Origin of the sequence: Rhodococcus opacus B4, from assembly GCF_000010805.1 — a bacterium.
Taxonomy (GTDB): Bacteria; Actinomycetota; Actinomycetes; order Mycobacteriales; family Mycobacteriaceae; genus Rhodococcus_F; species Rhodococcus_F opacus_C.
Window position 1 is genome coordinate 4,268,236 of the sequence record NC_012522.1, and the last position, 23,641, is coordinate 4,291,876.

At 68.9% G+C, this 23,641-nt stretch carries 23 protein-coding genes; 9 read left to right on the plus strand and 14 right to left on the minus strand.

Features of this window, described 5'->3' with window-relative positions; genetic code table 11:
* Window positions 1–17 precede the first annotated feature (17 nt).
* Window positions 18–1,802 (minus strand): glycosyl transferase, encoded by a 1,785-nt coding sequence (locus ROP_RS19510; protein ID WP_012691132.1) that lies wholly within the window; start codon window positions 1,800–1,802, stop codon window positions 18–20.
* Window positions 1,803–2,016: 214 nt separating this feature from the next.
* Between ROP_RS19510 and ROP_RS19515 the strand changes: the two genes are divergently transcribed.
* The gene (locus tag ROP_RS19515; protein WP_012691133.1) at window positions 2,017–2,718 is read left to right on the plus strand and encodes an MspA family porin; all 702 of its coding nucleotides are present in this window, start codon (window positions 2,017–2,019) and stop codon (window positions 2,716–2,718) included.
* On the opposite strand, the gene ROP_RS19520 is transcribed toward ROP_RS19515, so the two are convergent.
* The 4 genes from ROP_RS19520 to ROP_RS19535 all read right to left on the minus strand — a co-directional run bounded on the left by ROP_RS19520 (window position 2,715) and on the right by ROP_RS19535 (window position 7,201).
* A complete protein-coding gene (locus ROP_RS19520; protein ID WP_012691134.1) occupies window positions 2,715–2,990 on the minus strand; it encodes a hypothetical protein in 276 nt (91 codons plus the stop codon). The two genes, ROP_RS19515 and ROP_RS19520, sit on opposite strands and share 4 nt — an antisense overlap.
* Window positions 2,991–3,102: 112 nt before the next feature.
* On the minus strand, window positions 3,103–4,995 hold the full coding sequence (locus ROP_RS19525; protein WP_012691135.1) for a galactan 5-O-arabinofuranosyltransferase: 1,893 nt from the start codon (window positions 4,993–4,995) through the stop codon (window positions 3,103–3,105).
* 11 nt (window positions 4,996–5,006) lie between these two features.
* Window positions 5,007–5,768 carry a decaprenylphospho-beta-D-erythro-pentofuranosid-2-ulose 2-reductase gene (locus ROP_RS19530; RefSeq protein WP_012691136.1) on the minus strand — a complete coding sequence of 254 codons (762 nt, stop codon included), beginning with the start codon at window positions 5,766–5,768 and terminating at the stop codon, window positions 5,007–5,009.
* Window positions 5,768–7,201, minus strand: coding sequence for an FAD-binding oxidoreductase (locus tag ROP_RS19535; protein WP_012691137.1), 1,434 nt, complete (start codon window positions 7,199–7,201; stop codon window positions 5,768–5,770). Before ROP_RS19535 ends, ROP_RS19530 begins: the two co-directional genes overlap by 1 nt.
* An 80-nt stretch (window positions 7,202–7,281) precedes the next feature.
* Here ROP_RS19535 and ROP_RS19540 point away from each other — a divergent pair, with 80 nt between their 5' ends.
* From ROP_RS19540 to ROP_RS19550, 3 genes are all read left to right on the plus strand, one after another.
* Window positions 7,282–7,758, plus strand: coding sequence for a GtrA family protein (locus ROP_RS19540; protein WP_269454452.1), 477 nt, complete (start codon window positions 7,282–7,284; stop codon window positions 7,756–7,758).
* Between the two features lie 124 nt (window positions 7,759–7,882).
* Window positions 7,883–8,824, plus strand: coding sequence for a PIN domain-containing protein (locus tag ROP_RS19545; protein ID WP_043825001.1), 942 nt, complete (start codon window positions 7,883–7,885; stop codon window positions 8,822–8,824).
* A 167-nt stretch (window positions 8,825–8,991) separates the two neighbouring features.
* A complete protein-coding gene (locus tag ROP_RS19550) occupies window positions 8,992–10,029 on the plus strand; it encodes an alpha/beta hydrolase (protein ID WP_012691140.1) in 1,038 nt (345 codons plus the stop codon).
* Here ROP_RS19550 and ROP_RS19555 read toward each other — a convergent pair whose 3' ends face one another.
* The 4 genes from ROP_RS19555 to rfbA all read right to left on the minus strand — a co-directional run bounded on the left by ROP_RS19555 (window position 10,030) and on the right by rfbA (window position 13,095).
* Window positions 10,030–11,106: a S1C family serine protease gene (locus tag ROP_RS19555; protein WP_012691141.1), complete on the minus strand. Its 1,077-nt coding sequence runs from the start codon at window positions 11,104–11,106 to the stop codon at window positions 10,030–10,032. It abuts the gene before it with no gap.
* A 27-nt stretch (window positions 11,107–11,133) separates the two neighbouring features.
* On the minus strand, window positions 11,134–11,541 hold the full coding sequence (locus ROP_RS19560) for a pyridoxamine 5'-phosphate oxidase family protein (protein WP_012691142.1): 408 nt from the start codon (window positions 11,539–11,541) through the stop codon (window positions 11,134–11,136).
* A gap of 95 nt (window positions 11,542–11,636) precedes the next feature.
* The gene (locus ROP_RS19565) at window positions 11,637–12,218 is read right to left on the minus strand and encodes a dTDP-4-dehydrorhamnose 3,5-epimerase family protein (RefSeq protein ID WP_012691143.1); all 582 of its coding nucleotides are present in this window, start codon (window positions 12,216–12,218) and stop codon (window positions 11,637–11,639) included.
* 1 nt (window position 12,219) lies between these two features.
* Window positions 12,220–13,095: a glucose-1-phosphate thymidylyltransferase RfbA gene (rfbA, locus tag ROP_RS19570; RefSeq protein WP_012691144.1), complete on the minus strand. Its 876-nt coding sequence runs from the start codon at window positions 13,093–13,095 to the stop codon at window positions 12,220–12,222.
* 63 nt (window positions 13,096–13,158) lie between these two features.
* On the opposite strand from rfbA, the gene rfbB reads away from it, so the two are divergent.
* A complete protein-coding gene (gene rfbB / locus ROP_RS19575; RefSeq protein ID WP_012691145.1) occupies window positions 13,159–14,163 on the plus strand; it encodes a dTDP-glucose 4,6-dehydratase in 1,005 nt (334 codons plus the stop codon).
* On the opposite strand, the gene ROP_RS19580 is transcribed toward rfbB, so the two are convergent.
* The 3 genes from ROP_RS19580 to ROP_RS19590 all read right to left on the minus strand — a co-directional run bounded on the left by ROP_RS19580 (window position 14,153) and on the right by ROP_RS19590 (window position 16,736).
* Complete coding sequence (locus ROP_RS19580; protein ID WP_012691146.1) at window positions 14,153–14,944, minus strand: class I SAM-dependent methyltransferase; 792 nt, start codon at window positions 14,942–14,944, stop codon at window positions 14,153–14,155. The genes rfbB and ROP_RS19580 overlap by 11 nt on opposite strands.
* 10 nt (window positions 14,945–14,954) lie before the next feature.
* Window positions 14,955–15,947, minus strand: a complete 993-nt coding sequence (locus ROP_RS19585) for a lysylphosphatidylglycerol synthase transmembrane domain-containing protein (protein ID WP_043826690.1) — start codon at window positions 15,945–15,947, stop codon at window positions 14,955–14,957.
* A gap of 69 nt (window positions 15,948–16,016) precedes the next feature.
* Window positions 16,017–16,736 (minus strand): acyl-ACP--UDP-N- acetylglucosamine O-acyltransferase, encoded by a 720-nt coding sequence (locus tag ROP_RS19590; RefSeq protein WP_043825003.1) that lies wholly within the window; start codon window positions 16,734–16,736, stop codon window positions 16,017–16,019.
* Between the two features lie 105 nt (window positions 16,737–16,841).
* On the opposite strand from ROP_RS19590, the gene ROP_RS19595 reads away from it, so the two are divergent.
* Window positions 16,842–17,942 (plus strand): DegT/DnrJ/EryC1/StrS family aminotransferase, encoded by a 1,101-nt coding sequence (locus tag ROP_RS19595; RefSeq protein WP_012691149.1) that lies wholly within the window; start codon window positions 16,842–16,844, stop codon window positions 17,940–17,942.
* Window positions 17,942–18,901, plus strand: coding sequence for a Gfo/Idh/MocA family protein (locus ROP_RS19600; RefSeq protein ID WP_012691150.1), 960 nt, complete (start codon window positions 17,942–17,944; stop codon window positions 18,899–18,901). The genes ROP_RS19595 and ROP_RS19600 overlap by 1 nt, the downstream gene beginning before the upstream one ends.
* On the opposite strand, the gene ROP_RS19605 is transcribed toward ROP_RS19600, so the two are convergent.
* Window positions 18,891–19,850, minus strand: a complete 960-nt coding sequence (locus ROP_RS19605) for an NAD(P)/FAD-dependent oxidoreductase (RefSeq protein WP_012691151.1) — start codon at window positions 19,848–19,850, stop codon at window positions 18,891–18,893. The genes ROP_RS19600 and ROP_RS19605 overlap by 11 nt on opposite strands.
* An 86-nt stretch (window positions 19,851–19,936) precedes the next feature.
* On the opposite strand from ROP_RS19605, the gene ROP_RS19610 reads away from it, so the two are divergent.
* Entirely contained in the window at window positions 19,937–20,560 is a 624-nt protein-coding gene (locus tag ROP_RS19610; protein ID WP_043825005.1) for a helix-turn-helix domain-containing protein, read from the plus strand.
* Window positions 20,561–20,621: 61 nt separating this feature from the next.
* Window positions 20,622–21,473, plus strand: a complete 852-nt coding sequence (locus ROP_RS19615) for an SGNH/GDSL hydrolase family protein (RefSeq protein ID WP_012691153.1) — start codon at window positions 20,622–20,624, stop codon at window positions 21,471–21,473.
* Here the strand turns inward: ROP_RS19615 and ROP_RS19620 are convergent.
* Complete coding sequence (locus ROP_RS19620) at window positions 21,445–23,562, minus strand: hypothetical protein (RefSeq protein ID WP_419789315.1); 2,118 nt, start codon at window positions 23,560–23,562, stop codon at window positions 21,445–21,447. The two genes, ROP_RS19615 and ROP_RS19620, sit on opposite strands and share 29 nt — an antisense overlap.
* Between the last annotated feature and the right edge of the window lie 79 nt (window positions 23,563–23,641).

Here is a 23,641-nt window from a genome sequence, read left to right on the forward strand (position 1 = left end):
CGGCGGTTAATAAGTACTCACGGGGCCAGGGGCCACACCCACACGCCGTCGACGGGTTTCCCGGGCGTCCCGACGAGTTGCCGGACCGTCTCGCGGAGAACGCGATCGTTCTGGGTGTGCGGCAGCACCAGGACGTCGGCGTTCCAGAACTTCAGGTCGGCCAGCGCCTGAGCCCGCGTCGCGTCGTCGATGACCGGCACCTGGCCGGACGACTGCGCCGACGCGAGCAGCAATGCGGTCGGACGGTCGTCGGGCCCGTATTTGCCCCGCTGCTCGCTGCCCGCCGGGCCGACGAAATATCCACCGGCAATGGGGAATGCGAGATCCTGCTCGGTCTGCCAGCGCAGCATCCGGGCATTCTCCGGGGAGGGCAGCGGCACCGTGACGACGGAACCGTCGGTGACGTACTCCCGCCACGTGCCGTCGGCGAAGAAATCCGGTGCGGTGTCACGCTGCACGACGGCGAGCGGTGTCGGTGTCAGCGGCAGCAGCGCCACCGCGAGCCACCCGACCCACAGCAGCGTGGTGGTCCGCTGGCCCTCGCGGGCGGACGCCAGGGCGCGGTCGGTGCCCAGCGCGAGCAGCAGGGCGGCGGCGGGCAGGCAGCCCATCGCGAAGCGCGATTCGAGGACGGATTCGAGGAGCGGCAGATGGGAGATCAGCTTCCACGGCAAGGGAATTCCGGTGTCCCAGCCGCTGATCGTGAGCGACGTCCCGAGCGACAGGATGCTCATCACTGCGACGGTCGCGGCAGCGGCGCGCGCGAGCGGCGTCCGCCACAGCCACAGGGCGGACAGGCCGAGGAGAATCAGCAGTGGCCAGCCGAAATACGCGTTCTCCTCGGTCGCGTTCATGCTGAACTCGGCGGACCCTGGTTCGCCTGCCAGGGAGGACGTCGGGAAGCTGGTGAACGATTCGGTGTCGTTGCCCACCGGACCGTGCTCGATCGCCCGGTAGCTGTCGGGCCCGAAGAACTGCCACCACAGGGGAACTGCGGCGATGGCCAGCGCGACGCCGCCCGCGATCGCAAAACCCTTGACGCTGCGCCTGACTCCCGCGAACGCCGTCCGCGGGCGCGAAGCCGCGAAGGCGACCCCGAACACCGTGAACGCCAGCGCGTAGATCAGCAGGGGTTCCTCGCCGAGGAAGATCTGATAGGCGATCAGGAGTCCCAGCACGATGCCGTTACGGACGGGTCGCGCGCCGCTGCCCAGCCGGATCACGGCGAGCGCGATGAAGGGCAGCAGGAACAGGGCGACGAAGTTGGGATGCCCGTTGGTGTGCGAGATCAGGGCGGGTGCGAAGCCGCACAGGCCGCCGCCGACGGCGGCCGCGAGTCGCGAGGCCACGACGTGCCGCGAGAAGACCCAGTACCAGGCAATTGCGGTGCCGGACAAGCCAAGTGTGAGTGCCAGGGTGAATGTGACGTTCGGCCCGAACAACAGTGTGACCGGCGCCAGCGGAATGCTGATGCCGAACATCGCCGTGTTGCCCATGAGGTTGACGCCCAGCGGGTAATTCTGCAGGTCGCTGGACAGCGGGTTCTCCAGATGGACCAGCGAGCGTGCGGCGACCGCGAAGAACCATTCCCACATGGTCTGGTCTTGGCCGCTGCGCACCAGATAGCCGGTTCCGAGGTGTTTCCACTGGCGGGCCAACACGAATGCGGCAAGCCCGACGTAGAACCCGATCGCCGCGACATCGGCCGGGTGCGGCCGGAAACGGGAGCGGACGGGGCGAGCGGTGGTGCTGGTGCTCTCGGCGGGCCGAGTCGTCTCGACCTGGGTGAGTATCTCAGTCACGCAGCAGCGCCTCCGGTTCTCGGGTCGATGTCAATCGGTCGAGGGTACCGGAGGCCGCTGTGAGCTTCCCGGGTTGCGATCGGGTAATTGTTGCATGTATCACATCAAGTTGATTTGTGAACTTCTGATCAATACAGGGATATTCTTCTGCCCCACTGGTTACGCTCAGCATGCTTTTCCGTATCGGTTGCAGTGCATTCTGAATGGGGTCGGCATGACGGACATCAGCACATCTCGATTTGGGTACAAACGCTTCACACGGACGGTTGCAGTCGCAGGCATCGCAGCGCTCGCCATGGTAATGGGCAACGGCTCGGCGTCGGCCGGCGTGGACAATTCCAGCTCCGTGATCGATGCACGAGGTAATCGCATCGAAGTCGTCCAGGGCGACACGCAGTACCAGACGGTACCGCCGCTCGACGGTGTTCCCACCAGCGTGGAGTTCTTCCACAACGGTTACGCGGGGGTCGCCATCACCGGCCCGAACGCGGAGGAGTTCGAGGGAACTCAGCTCACCGTCGGATACCAGATCGGTTACCCGGTCGCACTGGCAGGCGCGACGATCGTCCTGAACACGCCGGGTCTCGGTTTCGCAATCGGGTCGAGTAACGGAATCGACCTGGGTCTCCTCCCAGAGCTCTCGCTGGGTCTGAACGCGGGAACCAACGTCGAACTCGCGGGTGACATCATTCCGTCGCAGGAACTCGACATCGACCTGGAGCCAGGTGGAATCACCACGGTTCCGATTCTCGAGGGCCAGGAGTTCGACGGATCGGCGGCTGTGGTCAGGATGCAGGGAGTTCACGGCTCCATCTCCGGTGCTATCGGGCCGGTCACCATCCGTCCGTACGCGATGGCAGTGACGGAGAACGGTGACACCGTGATGACTTACGGTGTGCCGCAGAAGCTCAACTAGGCAGCCCGTCCGACAGGGTGCCTGATAGGGGTCGCCGGACTGATGTCCGGCGACCTTTGTCGACTCACATGGACGACGATGTCGCCGGCGACGAACACGGCGGCGCCCAGCAGTGCGATCACGAAAAGCGCCCAGTGTCCGGCGTAGACACCGACGATCGCTCCGATCGTCGTGGCTAGTGCGGAATGCACGATCACCTCACCGCCGGCGGTGCCGAGAAGATAGTCTTCGGCACCGCTGCCGGCACGTCGAGGCTCCACTGCATCCGGCATGACCGCTCCTCGCGACGTCCCGACAATTCCCCTCGGGGCGCGGAAAATACCCGCTGCCCTGATTGGCTGCGGTGTTCCCGCGGGCAGGGCCGAATAAACGCGAGCAGACCGATCAGTTTCTTGTGACGACGACGAACGGTCCGGTCTCCGACACGGTGAAGCGCGGGTCGTCGAACAGTTCCTTCGGGAACGTGACGGTGTAGCGGCGCACGTTGGGGTCGTTGGGATACACGTCCTCGGCGAGCCGCAGCGTGTACCCATCGGGGCCCTGCCGGAACACGAACGCGTCCGGTTCCCGCCACGGCGCCGCGTCGAGCGCGGACACCAGCTGGTCGGGTGTCTCGAGCTCGCTCCACTCCGCGATGGTCCGGGCGCGTCCGGCGAAGTCCGCCAAGGGATTCGAGTAATGCGACGTCAGCGCCTGAAACCCGAGGTAGGGGTAGAAGCTGAGGAAGCTGGTGTCGGCGGTGAGGACCACCGTGTCGTCGCGGTCGCGGGGGACCTGCTCCCGGATCAGCTCGTCGACCGCCGCGTAGTGAGCGGCGGCGCCCGGTGGCCGCTGGTCGGCGCGTTCGCCGTTGCCGTCGGTGTCGGTGTAGGCGACGGCGATGTCGGAGTCGAGGAATTTCGGGATGTTCTGGACGAACGACAGCGCACCCAGCACGCCGATCACCAGGACCGCCCCCTTGACCCGCGGGTTGTCGCTGGTCGCGAGCACGAGCCACCCGGAGAATTCGACGAATCCGAAGACGCCTGCGGCGCCGAGCAGGACGATCAGCACGGGCTCGAGCCGGAACGAGAGCAGGGTGCTGCCGAGCACCGTGAACGCCATCGACAGCAGCGACCACAGGTAGACGGCCACCACTCCGACGCCGAGCGCCTGCGCGCGCCGAGACGTCGACGCACGGGCGACGAGCCAGACGGTGCCGAGCAGGCACAGCGCCCCGGTGAGGGAGAAGTGGATCATCGGCAGCGGAAGCTGTGCGCCTGCCTCGGGCAGGTAGTGCAGCGCGGTTCCCGACGCGGCGGGCGAACCGCCCACGACCTTCAGTAGATACGGCAGCCATACCGTCAGTGCGAGAAGGCCGGACACGGCGGCGATCACGATCAGCCGGACCAGCGGGTCGATCGCCGCCCGCCAGGACTTCCGGGCGCGCACGCGCAGCGCCGCCGCCAGCAGCGCGAGCAGGGTGATCGCGAAGGCGGCGAGTCCGAGATACAGCGTGTAGAACGTGGCGGCGAGACCGAGGAACAGGCCGGTGCCGATCACGGCACCCCAGCCGCCGCGGCCGTCGACCCGATTCAGGCCGCCCCAGGCGAGGACGAGCGCGGGACCGATCAGCAGCGTGATGACGGCGCCGTACGGTTCGGGTGAACCGTAGGCCAGGACGAGGGCCGTCGTCGCGAGCGACACCACGATGGCGAGGTCGTGGCGGATCAGGTTGCTCCACAACACCAGTGCCACGACGGCGGCGACGGCGAGAGATCCGATGGCGTACGGCTTGAACGCTTCCCAGCCGTCCATGCCGAGGAGGTTGGCGACGCGCCCACCTGCCCAGAACCAGCCGGCCGGGTAGTACGGCGGCAGGTCGGCGTACGTCATGTCGCGCAGTGCGGCCGAGTCGGTCAGCCGCGTGAGGTATTCGGTGCGGAACTCCTGGTCGACGGACACGCCGTGCAGATACAGCTTGGTCGCGGCCAGTGGGAGGCCGAGGGTGACGGTGACGAACCCGGACAGGCTCGCCCACGACAGCAGTCGTGCGAACCGCGGGGCCCGGTGCTGTCGCACGAGCAGGACGGACACCGCGATCCCCGCGACGGCCACGACCTGGCCGACCGTCGTGACGGCCTGGGTCACGTTGGACGAGTTGAACGCCGGCCACTGCACCCGCCCGAACGCGAACAGTCCGACCGCCGCCACCACCGCGGCCACGACGGCCCCCAGCAGCATTTCGACAGCTGTCGACAGGGACCGTCGGGCCGGTGCTACGTCTGCTTCCGTCACGAGGGCGAAGCTTAGATGGGCAGCTTCTTGAAGATCGGTCGCGGGATGTGCCGCAGGATCATCATCACGTACCGGAACGCGCCGGGCGCCCAGACGAGATCCTTGCCCTTCTCCGCCGACGTGACGGCGAGCTTGGCCACGTCTTCCTTGTTCACCGTCAGCGGGGCTTCCTTCACGTCCGCGGACATGCGGGTGCGGACCTGGCCGGGACGGATGACCAGAACGCGGGGACCGAACTCGCGCAGCGCCTCACCGAGTCCGAGGTAGAAGCCGTCGAGGCCGGCCTTGGTGGAGCCGTACACGAAGTTGGAGCGGCGCACCCGCTCACCCGCGGCGGACGACATCGCGATGATCTGGCCGAAGCCCTGCGCCTTCATCTTCTCGCCGACGAGCACGCCGACGGACACGGCCGCGGTGTAGTTGACCTCGGCGATCTGGACGGCCTTGCGCTGGTTCTGCCACAGTTCCTCGGCGTCGCCGAGCAGGCCGAACGCGACGATGGCGACGTCGACGTCGCCCTTCGCCCAGGCGTCCTCGATGACCTTGGGATGGCTCTCGGTGTCGACGGCGTCGAAGTCGATGACGTCGACGGCGTTGGCGCCGGCCGCCTTCAGCTGGGCGACGGCGCCGTCGCGCCCGGGGTCGCCCGGCAGCGCGGCGAGGATCACCCGCATCGGCGCCTTCTTCAGGTACTCCTCGCAGATCGCGAGACCGATCTCGGAGGTGCCCCCGAGCAGCAGGAGGGTCTGGGGGTTCCCGACAGCGTTGATCACTACAGTTCCAACCTTCTGGACATATCGGAGGCGAAGACATTGGTGGGGTCGTACTTGCGGCGGGTGGCGATCCACTCGTCGATCCGCGGGTACATCGCGTGGAACGTCTCGGCGGTGGTCCGCGAATCCTTGGCCGTGTAGAGACGGCCGCCGAACTTCAGGACCCGCTTGTCGAGTTCGGTGACGAATTCGTTCAGGCCGGGCTTGATGCGGAAGTCGACGCAGATGTTCCAGCCCGGGATCGGGAAGCTCAGCGGCGCCTGGTTGCCCTCGCCGAACAGTTTGAAGACGTTGAGGAACGAGTAGTGCCCCGACTTCTGGATGTCGCGGATGATCGCCTTGAACTCCTCGACCGCGGTGGTCGGCACCACGAACTGGTACTGCAGGAATCCGTTCGATCCGTAGGCGCGGTTCCACTCTCCGAACATGTCGAGCGGGTGGTAGAACTGCGTCAAGTTCTGAACCTTGTCGCGGTAGGTGCCGGACTTCCGGAACCACAGCTCGCCGATCATCGAGAAGTTGAACTTGTTGGCCAGGCCGTTCGGGAACACGTCCGGGAACGTCAGCAGCTGCGGCGCGTCGAACGCGAGCGGATTCTTCTGCAGCTTCGCCGGCAACTGGTCGAGCTTCGCCAGCGAGCCACGGGAGATCGCGGCCCGGCCCAGCTTCGGGGGCGCGGCGATGGCGTCGAACCAGGCGCTCGAGTACTCGTAATTGGCCTCGCTGCCGTCGCTGTGCAGCGCGATGGTCTCGTCGAGGGTCTGGGTGACGTCGCCGTCGGCGATGAAATACGCCGTCTCGGTCGGCGTCATCTTGATGGTCGCCTTGAGGATGATGCCTGTCAGGCCCATGCCGCCGATCGTCGCCCAGAACAGGGCGCCCTTGGGGTCGTTGCGGCCGCCCTTCGGCGTCAGCGTCCGCACCTTGCCGTCGGCGGTGAGCAGGTCCAGCGACACCACATGGTTGCCGAAGCTGCCGGCGCTGTGATGATTCTTGCCGTGGATGTCGGAGCCGATGGCACCGCCGATGGTGACCTGCCGGGTGCCCGGCAGCACCGGAACCCACAGCCCGAACGGGAGCGCCGCCTTCATCAGCTGATCCAGGTTGACGCCGGCGTCGACCTCCACGAGGTGGGTGTCGCGGTCGATGCGGTGGATCTTGCTCAGCGCATTCATGTCGATGACCAGGCCACCGGCGTTCTGCGCCGGGTCGCCGTAGGAGCGGCCGAGGCCACGGGCGATCACCCCACGCTGCAGGTGAGCGGGCTTCGACTCGTTCTGCTCCGCGACCTGGGCGACCGCTCGCGCGATCACCTCCACGTCGGGAGTGGACAGCACCTGCGCGGTGGTGGGCGCGGTGCGCCCCCAGCCGGTGAGGGTGCGGGTCTGTGTGGGGAGCGCCTGGGCGGGCTGCTCTTCTGCTGTCGTGGACATCGGCATAGAGGCTACCGCCTGTGAGTACTTGTCAACCGCGGGCGGTTAAGAAGTACTCACAGGCGGTTAGTCTCGTCGACGTGTCTGATACCCCCTCGCGTTCTCAGCAGGAACCGCATGTGCCGTTGCCGGTGGAGATCCCCGTCACCGAGAACATCGCCGACGACGCACTGGACCTGAAGACGCAGATCGTCCGTTTCGTCCTGACCGGTGGACTGTCGGCGATTGTCGACTTCGGCCTGTACTTCCTGCTGTTCGAGGTGGTCGGGCTGCCCGTCAACGTGGCGAAGTCGATCAGCTTCATCGCGGGGACCACCACCGCGTACCTGATCAACCGCCGGTGGACGTTCAAGGCGGAACCGAGTCGCGCCCGTTTCGTCGCCGTGGTGATCCTCTACGCGGTCACGTTTGCGGTGCAGGTGGGCCTGAACTGGGTGATGTACCACGCATTCCCCGACGAATGGTGGCGTCTGCCGCTCGCGTTCGTCATCGCGCAGGGCACGGCCACGGTCATCAACTTCGTGGTGCAGCGCGCGGTGATCTTCAAGATCCACTGAGGCGGCCGCCGGGCAACCGGACGGCAATGCCCCGACGGGTGCGGTGATACCGACTGGTCGGGTGTTTCGGTAACGACTCAGCAACTTCTCTGGCGCTGCCGACGTGTTCGGTGAGAATCGATCAATGCTGATTGTTCTCGATACCTCGGCCGTCACGCGAGACGCGCGCTTCGAGACGTTCGTCCGCGACGCCCTCGACCGGGGCCGCCGAGTGCTCGTCCCCCGCCTCGTCCTCGTCGAGGTCGCCCACCGGTACCAGCGGGAGTCGGTCGCGATGATCGAGGCCCTCACCGTCCAGGCCCGGATGTACGACCGGCTCGGACTCCGCGACGACCTGTCGTTGTTCGTCGACGCCGCGCGGGCGAAGGCCGACGGCTACGTCGACTCGCTGGCCCGGCAGCTGGAGGCGATGGGCTGCGACGTGATCGAGCCGGCGTACACCTCGCACCTCGAGATCGCGGCCCGTGAACTGCGGCGTCGCCGCCCGTATGTCGACCGGAAGCGGCGCGGATACACGGCCACGGTGAACTGGCTGACGGTCCTGGACATCGCGGACCGCCGGCCGTCCGAGGACGTCGTGTGGGTCAGCGCGAACTCCCGGGCGTTCGGTAGCGGCGAGCCCGGGGCGTGGCACGGTGAGATCTGGGCCGAGCTGCAGGACCGCGGCCTCGACCACCGGCTGCGGTGGGTGACCGGGCTCGACGACGTGGATCTGGGGGACACCGGCGTGCCTCGCCGCGAGCGGGTCTTCGAGCCGGTCCCCGCCCCGCCCGCCAGTGTCCCTGCCCCGCCTTCCGCGGTCCCCGCCCCGCCCCCCTTTGGCGCGGCACCGCGGCCCGTGGTCGCGGCCCCGCCGCCCCGGGCGCCGCTCGTGGTGTCCGAGCCCGTGGTACCCCCGGTCGCGCCGCCGCCCGCGCAGGTGACGCGTCCCCGGGTGGCGCCGCAGCGGATCCTGCCCTCCGGCAATGCGGACACCGGTGGGCGCCGCGGCATCGGCCGGATGAGGGGTGGCCGCAAGCGCAAGGTCACCGTGGTCGAGGAGCTGGACGACCTCGATTTCGGGTGATCCGCACATAGCTTCCCGTCCTGCAGGCCGCGGTAACGATTCGGGCAACGGTCATAACGACTTGGGGCCGAAGCCACCATCAGCGACACACGGGCGTCGCGGGTACTCCAAGGTTGAACTTACGTATCCGTCAACGGCGACGGGTACCGGCGACCAGGGGAGAAGGCATGAAACCTGTGCCGAACGACCGCAAACCGTCTGCGCAGCAGCGGAAAGGGACACCGACCGTCCAATACCGTTCGGGGGCGAGGCTGGCGGGTCCGAGTATCGAATCCCAGGTTCTCTACCAGGCATGCAGATGGTTCCTCCGGCCCGTGGTGCGGATGGCGCCGATCAACGAGTCGGCCATCCGCAGGGCCGCGCTGCTGGACCTCGCGGCGGGGATCCGTCCCGCGTCTGGTATCCGCCGCCAGAAGGTGCGGCTGCCCGGGTTCGACGCGGAGATCGTCCGCTCCCCGGGAGTCTCACCGGATCTGAGCGACGGCGTCGTCCTCTATCTCCATGGTGGCGGATTCCTGTGCTGCGGGCTGAACACGCACCGGCCGGTGGTCGCGACCATCGCGAAGCTGACCGGACTGCCGGTGATGCATGTCGGCTACCGGCAACTGCCCGACACGAACATCAGCGGCTCCGTCGACGACTGCCTGACGGCGTACAAGTGGTTGCTGGAGAACGGGGCCCGCGCAGGGGGGACGGTGTTCGCCGGCGATTCCGCGGGTGGGTTCCTCGTGTTCGCGACGGCGCTGAAGGCGCGCGAGGAGGGCGTGGATCTGCCCGCCGGACTGGTCGGGTTGTCGCCGCTGCTGGACCTGGACTGTGCCGACAAACTGGTGCACGCCAACGCCGCCCGCGACGTGTTCGCGCCGGTGGAGGCGCTCGTCACCATCGGCAAGCTGGGCGGCGAGGTGGACGGTGTGCTCGACCCCGCGCTCTCACCCGTGAACGGCGCTCTCGAGGGTCTGCCGCCGTCGTTGCTGTTCGCCGCGGAAGGTGAGGTGCTGCGGTCGGATTCGGAGCTGATGGCGCACCGGCTGAGCGCCGCGGGTGTGCCGACGATGCTGCAGATCTGGGACGGCCAGGTGCACGCGTTTCCGGCGTTGTGGCCCGGTCTGCCGGAAAGCCGTGTGGTGCTTCGGCGTATCGCGCGGTTCGTCACGACGCGGGTGCGGCCGGACGACGGTGTCGCCCGGGACAAGACCGCCTGACTACCGCGGCGGGCCCTTCTCCAGCACGATCGTCGTCGACCGCTGTCTTCCGGTCTCGTCGAGCCAGCGCATGTCGACGGCGTCACCGGGGTGCCGGGAGATCATGAGTCCGCTGAGGTCGTCCGAGGACCGGATGGGGATTCCGTCGAATTCGGTGACGACGTCCCCGATTTCGATGCCCGCGTCGTCGGCGGGGGTGCCGATGCTGACCCAGAGCACCTCGGCGCCGCGGGCGTCGTCGGTGACGCTGATCCCGAGGAGGGGCGTATCGCCGATGTGCACGGTGGCGGACGCCGCACCGGCGCGGACCTGATCGACGATCGTCATCGCGGTGTCGATGGGGACCGCATACGATCTCGGCTGGGCGGGAGCGGGTTTGGTGGGATCGGAGTCGGCGTTGCCCGCGGTGTTGACGCCGATGACGGCGGCGGTGGCGTCGACGAGCGGGCCGCCGGAGTCGCCGGGCCGGACTGCCGCGTCGATCTGGATCAAGCCGTTCAGCCGGTTCCGGGAGCCGTCGGTGGAGCTGCGGGCGGTGATCGCCTGCCCGAGATCGGTGACGAAACCCCGCGCCGCCACCGGGACTCCGCCTCCTTCGGCGTTCCCCACCGCGGTCACCGGGTCGCCGACGGCGACGGTGGTGTCCTTCGCGAGGGTCGCGGCGGGGAGGTCGCCCGCGCCCTGGAGCCGGAGGACCGCGATGTCGCGCGAACTGTCGTACCCGAGTACGTCCGCGACGTACTCCGCACCGTTGCCGAGGCTCACCGCGCTGATGTCGATTGCACCGTCGATCACGTGATGATTGGTGAGGACGACGCCGTCGGGGGTGAGCACGATCCCCGTTCCCGCGGTTTCGACGAGCCCCGAATCGGCGACGAGGGTGACGATCGCCGGGATCACCCGGGCCTCGACCTCCTCCGGGGTCAGGACGACGGGCGGCGGTGGCGGAGGCGGCGCGGGCTGGGCCACCGTCGCCGCGGGCGGTCCCGGTTCGCGGACCGGCGGTGCGCTCAGCAGCAGGCTGCCGATCACCGCCGTGGCCACGGCGAGGACCGTTGCGGCGCGGGGCGTGGTCATGCCCGGGTGTCGTCGGCGCGGATTCGGTCAGGACTGTTTCAGCGACCCCCAGCCGTGCCACGTGTCGATCTCGATCCAGGCGCTGACCCGCTTCCGGTCGCGGACGGGGTACGGCTTGCCGCTGTAATGGGTCGCGAGGCGGTCGATGTCGGCGAGGTCTTCGTCGTCGACGAACTCCGTCACCCGGCCCTGGACGCTGACGTGGGTGATCCAGTCGCCCGGATCCATCGCCGTGAGGCTGACCCGGGGATCGGTCCGCAGGTAGTCCAGTCGCCTGCGCTCGGCGTCCATGTTGACCAGCACCCTGCCGTCCTCGTACAGATACCAGGTGGCCACGGACACGGGCTGCCCGTCGTGCCGGACGCAGGCGATGGTGGCGTAATTGGGCCGGGCGAACATCTCGGCGGCCTTCGGTGTCAGAGGTGGCTTCGACATGTCCGAAAGATACTCCCTGGCGCCGGTCCCGGAACTGCGGTTCGCGCGCCCACCCCCAGGTGAGTGTTTTCGTGTACCCGGGCACACGAAAACACTCACATGGGGGGGAGGGCTCCGGCGTCGATGGCCTGCTGCAGCGACGGCGCGGCCGAATCCTTCTCGGACAGCTGGAACGTCAGCGGGCTGCCGTCCCGGCCGACCGTAGGCCAGTCGATGCCCAGGTCGGGGTCGAGCGGATGGAGGTCGTGATCGAGGGCCGGGGTGTACTCGATCGAGCACAGGTACATCACCGTCGACGCGTCCTCGAGCGACAGGATCGCGTGGCCGACCCCGGCGGGCAGGTACACGGCGCGGCGGTCGACGTCGTCGATGAGCACCGAATCCCACTGCCCGAACATCGGCGACCCCACCCGCAGGTCGACGATGACGTCGAGGAACGCGCCCTTGACGCAGGTGACGTATTTCGCCTGCCCGGGCGGGTTGTCGGTGTAGTGGATCCCGCGCAGGACGCCGGCGGCGGACACCGAGCAGTTGGCCTGGGCGAGGTCGAGGGGGTGCCCGACGGCGGCCTCGAACTCCGAGCCCTTGAACCATTCGAGGAACACGCCGCGGTCGTCGCCGAACTGTCGCGGGGTGATCTCCCAGGCGCCCGGGACCTTCAGTTCGCGATACTCCACGTCACCAGTCCTTGCCGCGGTCGAGAAGTTCGAGGAGATAGTCGCCGTACCCGGACTTGCCGAGAGTCTCGGCGCGGGCCGACAATTCGTCGTCGGTGATGAACCCGCGGCGCCACGCGACCTCTTCCGGGACGCCGATCTTCAGCCCCTGCCGGTGCTCGAGCGTGCGCACGAAGTTCGCCGCCTCGAGCAGCGAATCGACGGTGCCGGTGTCGAGCCACGCGGTTCCGCGGGGCAGCACCTCGACCTGCAACCGTCCGGCCTGCAGGTACGCCTGGTTGACGTCGGTGATCTCGTATTCGCCGCGGTCCGACGGCTTCAGGTTGCGCGCGATGGAGACGACGTCGTTGTCGTAGAAGTACAGCCCGGGGATCGAGAAGTTCGACTTCGGGGTGGCGGGCTTCTCCTCGATCGACATGGCGCGGCCGGTGTCGTCGAACTCGACCACACCGTAGGAGCTGGGGTCGGACACCCAGTAGGCGAACACGGCGCCGCCGTCGATGTTCTCGAAGCGGTTCAGCCGGGAACCGAGGCCGGGGCCGTAGAAGATGTTGTCGCCGAGCACGAGGGAGACGGACTCGTTGCCGATGTGGTCGGCGCCGAGGACGAACGCCTGCGCGAGGCCGTTCGGTTCCTCCTGCACCTTGTATGTGAGGTTCACCCCGAACTGGGCGCCGTCGCCGAGGAGCCGGCGGAACTGCTCGGCGTCGTGCGGGGTGGTGATGACGAGGATGTCGCGGATGTTCGCGAGCATCAGGGTGGAGAGCGGGTAGTAGATCATCGGCTTGTCGTAGACCGGGACCAGTTGCTTGCTCACTCCGAGGGTGATCGGGTGCAACCGGGACCCGGTGCCGCCTGCCAGGATGATTCCGCGCATGTGCGCAGTGTTCCAGTGTTCGCGCCGGATAGAAACTCGGGCTCGCCACTAGGGTGGGTGCACATGAGGCTTCTCGTGACCGGCGGCGCCGGGTTCATCGGCGCGAATTTCGTGCACCAGACGGTCGCCGAGCGGCCGGACGTGCAGGTGACGGTGCTCGACGCCCTGACGTACGCCGGCAACCGGCGCTCGCTCGACGCGGTGGCCGACCGCATCGAGTTCGTGCACGGCGATGTGGCGGATTTCGCGCTGGTGGATCGCCTGGTCGCGGCGTCGGACGCGGTGGTCCACTTCGCCGCGGAATCGCACAACGACAATTCGCTGGCCGATCCGACGCCGTTCGTGCAGACGAACGTGATCGGCACGTTCTCGCTGCTGCAGGCGGTCCGCGCCCACGACGTCCGCTACCACCACATCTCCACCGACGAGGTGTACGGCGACCTCGAGCTGGACGACCCCGAGCGCTTCACCGAGTCGACCCCGTACAACCCGTCGAGCCCGTACTCGGCGACGAAGGCGTCCAGCGACCTGCTCGTGCGGGCGTGGGCCCGCTCGTTCGGGGTGCGGGCCACCCTGTCGAACTGTTCCAACAATTACGGTCCGTACCAGCACGTCGAGAAGTTCATTCCACGGCAGATCACCAACCTGATCGACGGGGTGCGTCCCCGCCTGTACGGCAGCGGAAAGAACGTGCGCGACTGGATCCACGTCGACGACCACAACGCCGCCGTGTGGACGATCCTGGAGAAGGGGACGCTCGGGCAGACGTACCTGATCGGCGCGGACGGCGAGGTCGACAACCGGACCGTCGTCGGAACGCTGCTCGAGGTATTCGGCCGCGACACGAACGACCTGGACTTCGTCACCGACCGTCCCGGCCACGACCTGCGCTACGCGATCGATTCGACGCGGCTGCGCACCGAACTGGGCTGGACGCCGCAGTACGAGGATTTCCGCAGCGGCCTCGAGGCGACCGTGCGGTGGTACCGCGACAACGAGTCGTGGTGGCGCCCGCAGAAGGCATCCGCGGAGAAGGCGTACGCGGCCACCGAGTCCGTCATCGGCTGACGGTTCCGCGGAACGCCCACGCCCGCGCCGTCAAGGCGATGCGGCCCGTCTCGTCGCGCCGCAACCGGGCGTCGAGCAGGTCGCGAAGCTCGGTTCGGCTTCCGTCGGACAGCGACGTGCAGTACCCGGGCGCGGGCCCCTGACCGCCCAGGAACGGCCGCCAGTAGTCGTCGAAGTCGGCGAACACGGTGGGCACGTCGAGCGGGTGCACGGCCACCCCGGTGAACCCGGCGGTGGACAGGAGGTCGTGCAGGGGACGCGGCCGGCAGAGCGGGAAGCGGACGCTCTCGTCGAGCTTGGCTGCCGCCTCGTCGAGCTCGCGCGCGGCGTCCCAGAACGCGCGAATCAACTGCATGCCCTCCGCGTAGTCCCACACGTACCCGGCGACCGTCCCGCCCGCCCGCGTCACTCGGCGCATCTCGGCGAGCCCCTCGGCCGGATCGGGCACGAAGTTGAGGACCAGCCCGGAGACCACCCGGTCGAACTCGCCGTCCTCGGCGGGGAGGGATTCGGCGGTGCCCGGCCGCACGTCGAAGCGGAGATCGTCCGCGCCGGCCCGGGCCGCCGCCGCGAACGACGCCGAAGGCTCGACTCCGACCACCCGGGCCGGGTCCGCTGTCCGCAGAACAGTGTGGGCGAGGGCGCCGGTGCCGCATCCCACGTCGCACCAGGCGCCGCCCGGATCCGCGGCCAGCCACCGCAGGAACCGCGGCGCGACCAGCCTGCTCCAGCGACCGATGTAGTTCTCGTACGCGGGATCGACCTCCCAGGCGTCCGTCATCGCGGTCTCCTCAGGACGGTTGCGGTACCCGCGCATCCTCGTGCACGAGGGCGTTGCGCAGCGACCGCGAACCCGCGATCGCGGCGACGAAACCGGCGAGCACCTCGCACAGCGTGAACACGAGGCGCGACGCGAGGGCCAGCCCGAGCGCGACCCCGCTGTCCATGAACGGCGACAACGCCGCGACGACGACGGCCTCGCGGACCCCGATGCCGGACGGCGCGACGACCACGAGCACCCCCGCGCACATGCCGAGCGCGATCGCGCCGATGCACTGCACCAGGGTGCCCGCCTCGAAACCCGCCGTGCTCGAGGCGAGGAACCAGAGGTGCACGCCGTAGAGGACCCAGCTGACCGCACACCAGCCGAGGGCCCGTCCGATCTTGTGCATCGTCAGCTGCCGGTGCAGCGGGGCGCGGCGCAGGATCCGCAGGGCCAGGTTCACCAGCCGGGTGAGGATCGGCGGGTAACAGCAGACGAGGGCGATCGGGACGAGAACGATCACCGCGACCGCCGCGACGGTGCTGATGTGGAACAGGGCGGGTAGCGCCAGCAGCCCGACGACCAGCGCGGACGTGATGCTCAGCCCCACGGTGACGAGGACGGCGACGAATCCGTTGGCCCGCGACACCCCGGCCCGGCGGACGAGTTCGGTCTGCAGGACGAACGCCCACACACTGCCCGGGAGATACTTGCCGAGCTGACCCACGAGGTAGCAGCGGGCGGCGTCGAACGCGGGAATCGGATGCTCGAGGGCGCCGAGCGCGTGCTGCCACGCGCGCACCGCCGCACCCATGCCGAGGAAGACGAACACCGCGGAGACGGCGAGCGCCCACCAGTCCAGCTGGATGATCGTGTCCCGGACCTCGGCCCACTGCGATTTCACGGCGAACACGACGGCCACCACGATCGCGAGGGTGACGAGGATCCGCAGCGCGTTCATCAGGACGGCGCGGCCGCCGCGGTCCGGGACGATCTCGGGATCGGTGTCCACGAGAACCACCCCCTCACCGGCAGTGCGCTGCAGCAGTGCAGCGTTCGGTTCCGACGATAGCAATCGGAGCGCGCAGGATCAGGAAACGAGCGGTTTCACCGCCAGCTCCCGCCACCGGGCGAACGCGTCGGCGAGCGACCGCGGGAGTTCCGCGTCGGCTCCCAGCCGTCCCGACGCGTACAGCGCCTCGACGGCGGCGATGTCCTCGTCGGGAATCCCGGCGCGGCTCATGCCCACCCGGTTGGTGCCGCGCAGTGCGGCGGGGTTGCCGAACACGGTGGCGAACGGCGGAATGTCCTTGGCGACGACCGATCCCATGCCGACCATCGCGCGCGCCCCGATCACCCGGCGTTGATGCACCACCGCGCTCATGCCGACATTGACGCCGTCGCCGAGGGTCACGTGACCGCCGAGGGTGCAGGACGGCGAGAGGACGCAGTCTTCGCCGATCCGGACGTCGTGCTCGACGGACGTGTGGTTCATGACGAATCCGCCGCGGCCGATGGTCGTCGGCCGCTCGGCACCCTGCTGGACGGCGCTCATCTCCCGGATCACGGTGCCCGCGCCGATCACGACCCCCTGATGCGGGCTGACCTCCGTCCACGTGCGGGGATGCGTCTTCCCGATCCACTCGGGCGGCGCCCCGAGCGTCGCGTGGGCGCCGATCCAGCAGTCGTCGCCGAGATCGAGGGGCCCGGTGAGGACGGCATACGGGCCGATGCCGACCCGGTCGCCGACGGTGACGCCGTCGCCTATCACGACGGTCGGATGGATTTCGCAGTTTTCACCGATGGTCATGAAAGTTGCCGATTCCTTCCAGGAGCCGTGCAGACCGTGGGAACCTTCAAGTGGTTGCAATCTGTGAAGACGGTGTGAACTGCACGTCAATCTATCGGAGGAACCGTGATCGCGATCTCGAGTATCTCCTTCGGAGAGGATGTCGAGCGCGAGGTTCTCGACACCCTGCGATCCGGGATGGTCGCGCAGGGACCGAAGGTCGCGAGGTTCGAGGAGGGGTTCGCCGAACTCGTCGGCACCCGGCACGCGGTGGCCGTCAACAGCGGCACCACCGCGCTGATCGCGGCGCTGCGGGTGCTGGACCTCCAGCCCGGAGACGAGGTGCTCACCACGCCGTTCACGTTCGTGGCCACGCTCAACGCGATCCTCGACGCCGGCGGGACAGCCCGGTTCGCCGACATCGGTGAGTCCGATTTCGCGCTCGACCCCGACGTCGTGGCGGACTGCGTGAACGACCGCACCCGGGTGCTGATGCCGGTGCACCTGTACGGGCAGACCGCCGACATGGGTGCGCTGATGCCGCTGGCCGAGTCCGAAGGGCTCGCCGTGGTCGAGGACGCCGCGCAGGCGCACGGTGCCACGTTCGACGGCAGGGGCGCGGGCAGTTTCGGGCTCGGCTGCTTCTCGTTCTACGCCACCAAGAATCTGACCACCGCCGAGGGCGGCATGGTCACCACGGACGACGACGCGGTGGCCGACCGGCTGCGGGTGCTGCGGAATCAGGGCATGCGCAGGCGCTACGAGTACGAGATGGCGGGGCAGAATTTCCGGATGACGGACCTGCAGGCCAGTCTCGGACTGCCGCAACTGGGTTCGTATCTGCAGCAGGTGGAGTCGCGCCGCCGCAACGCGGAGGCGCTGCGGACCGGGCTGAAGGACGTCGAAGGACTCGTGCTGCCTTCGGAACTCGCGGGCCGCGGGCACGTGTGGCACCAGTTCACCGTGATCCTCGCGCCGGACGCGCCGATCGACCGCGACACCCTCGCGCAGCGACTCGGCGATCGGGGCGTCGGCAGCGGCGTCTACTACCCGAGAACCGTCTACGACTACGACTGCTACCGCGAGCACCCCCGGGTGATCCTCTCGCCCACGCCGGTCGCGACATCCGTTGCCCGCCGGTGCCTCAGCATTCCCGTCCACGCCGCGCTCTCCACCGACGACGTCGACCGGATCGTCGCCGCGGTGCGCGAGGCGATGGAGGCGTGATGACGTCCACGCGACCGCGGATCGCGCTCGTCGGATCCGGCAAGATGGGTTCGCTGCACGCCCGCGTCCTCGCGCAGTCGCCGCTGTGCGACCTGGCGCTGCTGGTGGAGCCGCGGGAGGACCACGGACGACAGATCGCAGCACGGTTCGGCGCCGAGTGGGCACCGGATTTCGACGGCCTGGACGACATCGACGCCGTCGTCGTCGCGGCGGCGACACCCGCGCACTACGAGCTGGCGGGCCGCGTCCTGGACCTCGGGAAGCCGCTGCTCGTCGAAAAGCCGCTCGCCGCAACGTACGAGGAGAGCACCGATCTGGTGAAACGCGCCGCCGCGACGGGCGTCCCGCTGATGTGCGGTCTGCTCGAGCGTTTCAACCCGGCGGTCCGCACGGCCCGCGAATTCGCCGGCGACGTGTGGCAGGTCAACGGAATCCGGCACTCGCCGTTCGTCTCCCGCATCCCCACCGGGGTCGCGACGGACCTGCTGATCCACGACGTGGACCTGGCGATCGGATTCGTCGGATCGCCGCCGGTCGGGGTGAAGGCCGAATTCGGGTACTTCCACGACAGTTCGCGGCGCAACGAGGCCGAGGACTGCGCCGAGGCGGTGCTGCGGTTCGGATCCGGTGCGGTGGCCACCATCTCGGCCAGCCGGGTGAGCCAGCGGAAGGTCCGGCAGTTGTCGCTGCTGGAGCCGGACCGGCTGATCGAGATCGACCTCCTGCGCCGCGACATCACCATCTACCGGCACATCGACGACGACCTGCCCGCCGACGGGTACAAGCAGCAGACGGTGATCGAGATCCCCACCATCCGGTACAGCGACGAACCCCTCGCCGCCCAGCTCGCGCATTACGTCGGGCTGATCGGCGGCGAGGGGGACGCCGACGCGGAGCGCGAGTCGATCCTGCCCGCGCACCGCGTGGTCCACGAGGCGACCGTGTCGGCTACCGGCTGAGCGCTCCGGCGACCGCCAGCCGGGTGTCTTCCGCGATGAGGTCGGCGTTGAGCGCAGCCGCGGCGGTCAGACCGGCTCCGGCGGCGACGATCACCTGCGCCTTCGGGTCCGCGACGTTGCCTGCCACCCACACCCCCGGTACCGCGGTGGCGCCCATCGCGTCGGCGGCGACGGCGGTGCCGATCACGTGTCCGGCCATCTCCATCTCGGTGGTGGCCAGCCCGAGGGTCGCGAGGAAGTCGGCGCGGGCCCGGAACAGCGGCGGGACCACCACGGCGGCGAGGGGGAAGACCCGGCCCGTGCGCAGCCGGACACCGGTCAGCCGGTCGTCCCGCACCTCGAGGCCTGCCACCGCGCCGTCGATCACGGCGACGCCGCGGGCGGCGAGTTGCTCGTACTCCTCGCCGGTGGGCTCGTTCGCGTCGTTCAGGAACAACGTCACCTGATCGGTCCATTGGCCCCACATCAGCGCCTGGTGCACCGCCAGCGGACTGCAGGCCAGGACGCCCACCGGCTGGTCCCGGAGCTCCCAGCCGTGGCAGTACGGGCAGTGCAGGACGTCGCGACCCCATCGCTCGGCCACGCCGGGGATGTCGGGGGGGAGGACGTCGACGAGACCGGTGGTCACGAGCAGGCGTCGTGCCCCGACCGCCCGGCCGTCGGCGAGCGTCACCCGAAACTCCCCGTCCCCGACCTTGTCGGCGGACGTGACGGTGCCGGTCACGATTTCCCCGCCGTAGCCCGTGACCTCCTCGCGTCCGATGGCCAGTAGTTCACCGGGCGGGGTGCCCGCTCGGCCCAGGTAGTTGTGAATGTGTCCGGCCGGCGCGTTGCGGGGTTCGCCGGCGTCGATCACGAGCACCGATCGGCGGGCCCGTGCCAGCGCCAGCGCACCGCCGAGTCCGGCCGCGCCGCCGCCGATGACCACCACGTCGTAACTGATTTCCATCGCGTTCTCCTTCGTTCGTCGACCTCGTGTCGTCCACTGTGCGGAGAGATCGCGATTCTGGCAAGGATGTTTGCCACTGTGGCAATATGGTGGGTGTGAACGACGACCTACCCGATCTGGACGGCGTCCTCGACGCCGTGGGACCGCGACTCAAAGCACTCCGGCAGCAGCGTGGCGCGACCCTCGCCCAGCTCTCCGAATCCACCGGGATCTCGGTGAGCACGCTGTCGCGGCTCGAGGCCGGCCAGCGCAAACCCACCCTCGAACTGATGCTCCTGCTGGCCCGCGCCCACCAGCTACCCCTGGACGAACTGGTCGACGCACCCGCCACCGGCGACCCCCGCGTGCACCTGCGGCCCCTCGACCGCAACGGCACGACGATCATCCCGCTCACCCGCAGACCCGGCGGGATCCAGGCGTTCAAGCACGTGATCCCGCCGGGCGATCCGACCGCGGTACCGAACCTGCAGGTCCACGAGGGTTACGAATGGCTGTACGTCCTGTCCGGCCGGTTGCGGCTGCTGCTCGGCGAACACGACGTGATCCTGACCCCGGGGGAGGTCGCCGAGTTCGACACCCACGTGCCGCACTGGTTCGGCAATCCCGGACCGCAGCCGGTGGAGATCCTCAGCCTGTTCGGCCCCCAGGGCGAGCGGGCGCACGTGCGGACCGTCCCGCGGGGCCCGGCGTCCGACTCCGGCCGTCGGTAGAATTCGTGCGGACCGGTAACGAGCGCTCCCTCCGAGGCGCAGGACGTGATGGGGAGGCCCCGTGCGACGCTGGATTCTCGGTGTTCCCGGAGCGGTTCTGATTCCGCTTCTCGCCGGTTGCTCCACGTCGACGACCCCGCCGGTGGCGCAACCGCAGCCGGAGTCGGCGCCCGCGGTCGCGACCCTCGTCGGCCTGGGCGATTCGATCCCGGCCGGTGACGGATGCCCCGGATGCACGCCGTTCGTGGAACTGTTCGGCGACCAGCTGTCCGGCGACGACGCCCAGCCCGTACAGGTGGCCAACCTGGGGGTCGGCGGCTGGACCAGCACCGACCTGCTGGACTCCCTCGAACCCGGCGCATACGACGCCGACGCCGTGCGTGACGCCGACGTCGTCACCGTCACCATCGGCGCCAACGACTTCTACGCCGAACTCGACGGCTACCTGGACGGCGACTGCGGCGGAGACGACGGGCTCGGCTGTTTCGCGCCGGTGCTTCCGCAGCTGAAGACCACGTTGACGTCCGTGCTCGACCGCATCGCCGAACTACGCGCCGGACAACCGACCGCGGTGCTGGTCACCGGATACTGGGACGTCTTCCCGGACGGCGATGTGGCCCGCGAGTTGTTCGGCCCGCAGTTCCTCCGGGACAGTGCCGCGCTGACGTTGCGCGCCAACGACGTCATCTCGGAGGTCGCGGGCGAGGAGGGCGCCACATACGTCGACCTGTTCAGCACGTTCAAGGGCACGTGGGGCGACGGCGACCCCACCGGACTGCTGGCCGACGACGGCGACCACCCGAACCAGATCGGCCACCAGCTGATCGCCGACGCGTTGTCGTCCGCGGCGGTCGCGGGATCCGGCTCCAGCGACGTGTCGGCGTTCACGTCGTCCGGGTGGTCGCCGCGCTGACCTTCCGGCGGCGGATCACCGGGTCGACGACGGACAGGATCAGCACCACGACCGTCGCGGCGCCGAACACCGCGACGGACAGGTTCTGCCGCGGCGGGCGGAACGTCACGACCAGTTCGTGGTCACCCGGCGGCACCGTCACCGCGAGCAGGCCGTGCCATCCCGCGGTCGCGGCCACCGGTTCACCGTCGACGGTGGCCGAGTAACCGGGCCACGCCAGTCGCGCGAACGAGACGGTGCCGCCGCTGCCCGTCACCCGCACGGTCTCCGTGGCCGCGCTCGACTCGGACGAGAGCACCCGGACGCCGTCGGAGGCGAACGACACCCGCCCGGGCAGGGGCAGCGGCCGGTCGCGCTGCAGAACCGTCCGGGAATCGCTGCGTTCCGTGACGTGCCAGCCCGGCGGGGGCGGCGTCGTCGCCACCTCGGGCACCAGCGCGTGCTGCACCACGAGGGTCGAGACACGCAGGTAGTCGATCAGCGGGACCGGGATGTCCGCGTTCACCGGCTGCCACAGCGCCCCGTAGACGCCGGGGCAGACGGCGCCGCGGTAATCCATGCACAGGGCCTCCTGGAATTCGGTGAACCCGATGCCGGTGTACGCGTTGATGCTGCCTTCCACGGACGACGCCATGATCTCGTTGCCGAACAGGATCCGGCCGGCCGTGATGTCGGCGTTCGGGGTGTCGTTCAGCGCGGCGAGCTGCAGGACGGTGCCCTGATAGCGGTCCGTCTGCCCGGACAGGGTGGCCGTGCTCGCCGGGTCGGCGCGGCTGCCGCGCTCGATGTCGTGGGTGAGGGACCAGACCTGGGCGGCACTCACCACCAGGGTGCCGAGGACGAGGGCGGCGACGAGACCGCTCGGGCCGCCGGTGCGCCGGGCGAAGTATGCGATCGCGCACAGCGCCGCGACGAGTAGCGCGAACAGCACGTGCCGGCCGGTCAGGGCAGGCGAGGACGCGAACGCCAGGTAGAAGCCCAGCACGATCAGCACCGCCGAAGCCGTCGCCCGCCGACGCACCCGGTCGCGGGCAAGGCCCAGCGACAGCGCGAGCGACAGACCCACCAGCAGGCAGAGGTACAGATACTCGACCAGCCGGATCGGCCAGCGGAACATCCCGACGTTCGACGGTCCGAACGTGAAGAGGAAGTAGACGACGGCGATCATCCCGAGGCTGATCAGCTGCCGCCCGTGGGTGCGGCGGAACCCCGGCGACGCGAACAGGGCGCGGATCCGCCCCCACGGCAGCCACGGCAGCAGCGGCAGCACGAACCAGGCGAGGTAGAGCGACGGGATGACCTCGACGGGGCCGCCGAACGTCATGATCACCGGGAGGTAGGACGGGCTGCTCATCGCCGCGAGTCCGCCGAGCTGCGGCTGCAGGAACGTGTCGTTGAAGATGCCGGTGCTGCCGGCGCGGGTGGTCACGTCGACGCTGAGGAACAGCGGCAGATACGTCACGAGCGCGCCGGTGCCCGCGCACGCACCGGTGATCACCAGCACGAGCAGGCGGAAGAATTCCCGTCGCACGAGGAGTTCGACCCCGAGGCCCAGGAGGACCACCACCGCACCCAGCGCGGCGTACGGGTTGCCCATGCTCACCGTCAGCGCGCCGATCAGGAAGGTGACCAGCGGGTTCGTGCGACCGCGGGACAGGCGCAGCGCGGACCACCAGAACAGCGTCACCCACGCGACCGCCATCATCCCGGACGGCCATCCGCCGGCCTCGTAGAACAGGGTGAAACCGCTGAATGGAATCGTCAGCCCGGCGAGGATCGCGGGACCGCGGCGGGCACCGTATTCGCGGCACAGCAGGTACGTTGCGAGGGCGAACAACGCGAGGAACTCGGTCATGATCACGAACGCCGCGACCGACAGGTCCTCGAACTTCGCGGCCAGCGCGTAATTGGCCAGGTTGACGGGGTTGTAGAGGCCGTAGGCCGCCTCACCGGCGTAGTTGCCACCGATCCAGGCGTCGGGGTTGACGGTGAGCCACCGCCCGGCCAGCAGTTCCGTCCCGATCCGGTGCCAGGACGGCACGAACGATTCGAGCATGTCGCCGCCGTAGTAGAAGCGGTCGTCGACCATCCGCGGAATCGTCGCGATGGCCGCGGCCACCACCGCGACCGCCAGTGCCACCGTCCACTCGGGAACGCCGCGTATCGAT

Coding starts and splice junctions, on each gene's coding strand:
- ROP_RS19560 (WP_012691142.1), bottom strand. CDS start 11,541: ATGTCGAAGCCACCTCTGACACCGAAGGCCGCCGAGATGTTCGCCCGG.
- ROP_RS19535 (WP_012691137.1), bottom strand. CDS start 7,201: ATGTCCACGACAGCAGAAGAGCAGCCCGCCCAGGCGCTCCCCACACAG.
- ROP_RS19605 (WP_012691151.1), bottom strand. CDS start 19,850: ATGGAAATCAGTTACGACGTGGTGGTCATCGGCGGCGGCGCGGCCGGA.
- rfbA (WP_012691144.1), bottom strand. CDS start 13,095: ATGCGCGGAATCATCCTGGCAGGCGGCACCGGGTCCCGGTTGCACCCG.
- ROP_RS19550 (WP_012691140.1), top strand. CDS start 8,992: ATGAAACCTGTGCCGAACGACCGCAAACCGTCTGCGCAGCAGCGGAAA.
- ROP_RS19590 (WP_043825003.1), bottom strand. CDS start 16,736: ATGACCATCGGTGAAAACTGCGAAATCCATCCGACCGTCGTGATAGGC.
- ROP_RS19620 (WP_419789315.1), bottom strand. CDS start 23,562: ATGGTCGACGACCGCTTCTACTACGGCGGCGACATGCTCGAATCGTTC.
- ROP_RS19580 (WP_012691146.1), bottom strand. CDS start 14,944: ATGACGGACGCCTGGGAGGTCGATCCCGCGTACGAGAACTACATCGGT.
- ROP_RS19520 (WP_012691134.1), bottom strand. CDS start 2,990: ATGCCGGATGCAGTGGAGCCTCGACGTGCCGGCAGCGGTGCCGAAGAC.
- ROP_RS19545 (WP_043825001.1), top strand. CDS start 7,883: ATGCTGATTGTTCTCGATACCTCGGCCGTCACGCGAGACGCGCGCTTC.
- rfbB (WP_012691145.1), top strand. CDS start 13,159: ATGAGGCTTCTCGTGACCGGCGGCGCCGGGTTCATCGGCGCGAATTTC.
- ROP_RS19600 (WP_012691150.1), top strand. CDS start 17,942: ATGACGTCCACGCGACCGCGGATCGCGCTCGTCGGATCCGGCAAGATG.
- ROP_RS19555 (WP_012691141.1), bottom strand. CDS start 11,106: ATGACCACGCCCCGCGCCGCAACGGTCCTCGCCGTGGCCACGGCGGTG.
- ROP_RS19610 (WP_043825005.1), top strand. CDS start 19,937: ATGGTGGGTGTGAACGACGACCTACCCGATCTGGACGGCGTCCTCGAC.
- ROP_RS19515 (WP_012691133.1), top strand. CDS start 2,017: ATGACGGACATCAGCACATCTCGATTTGGGTACAAACGCTTCACACGG.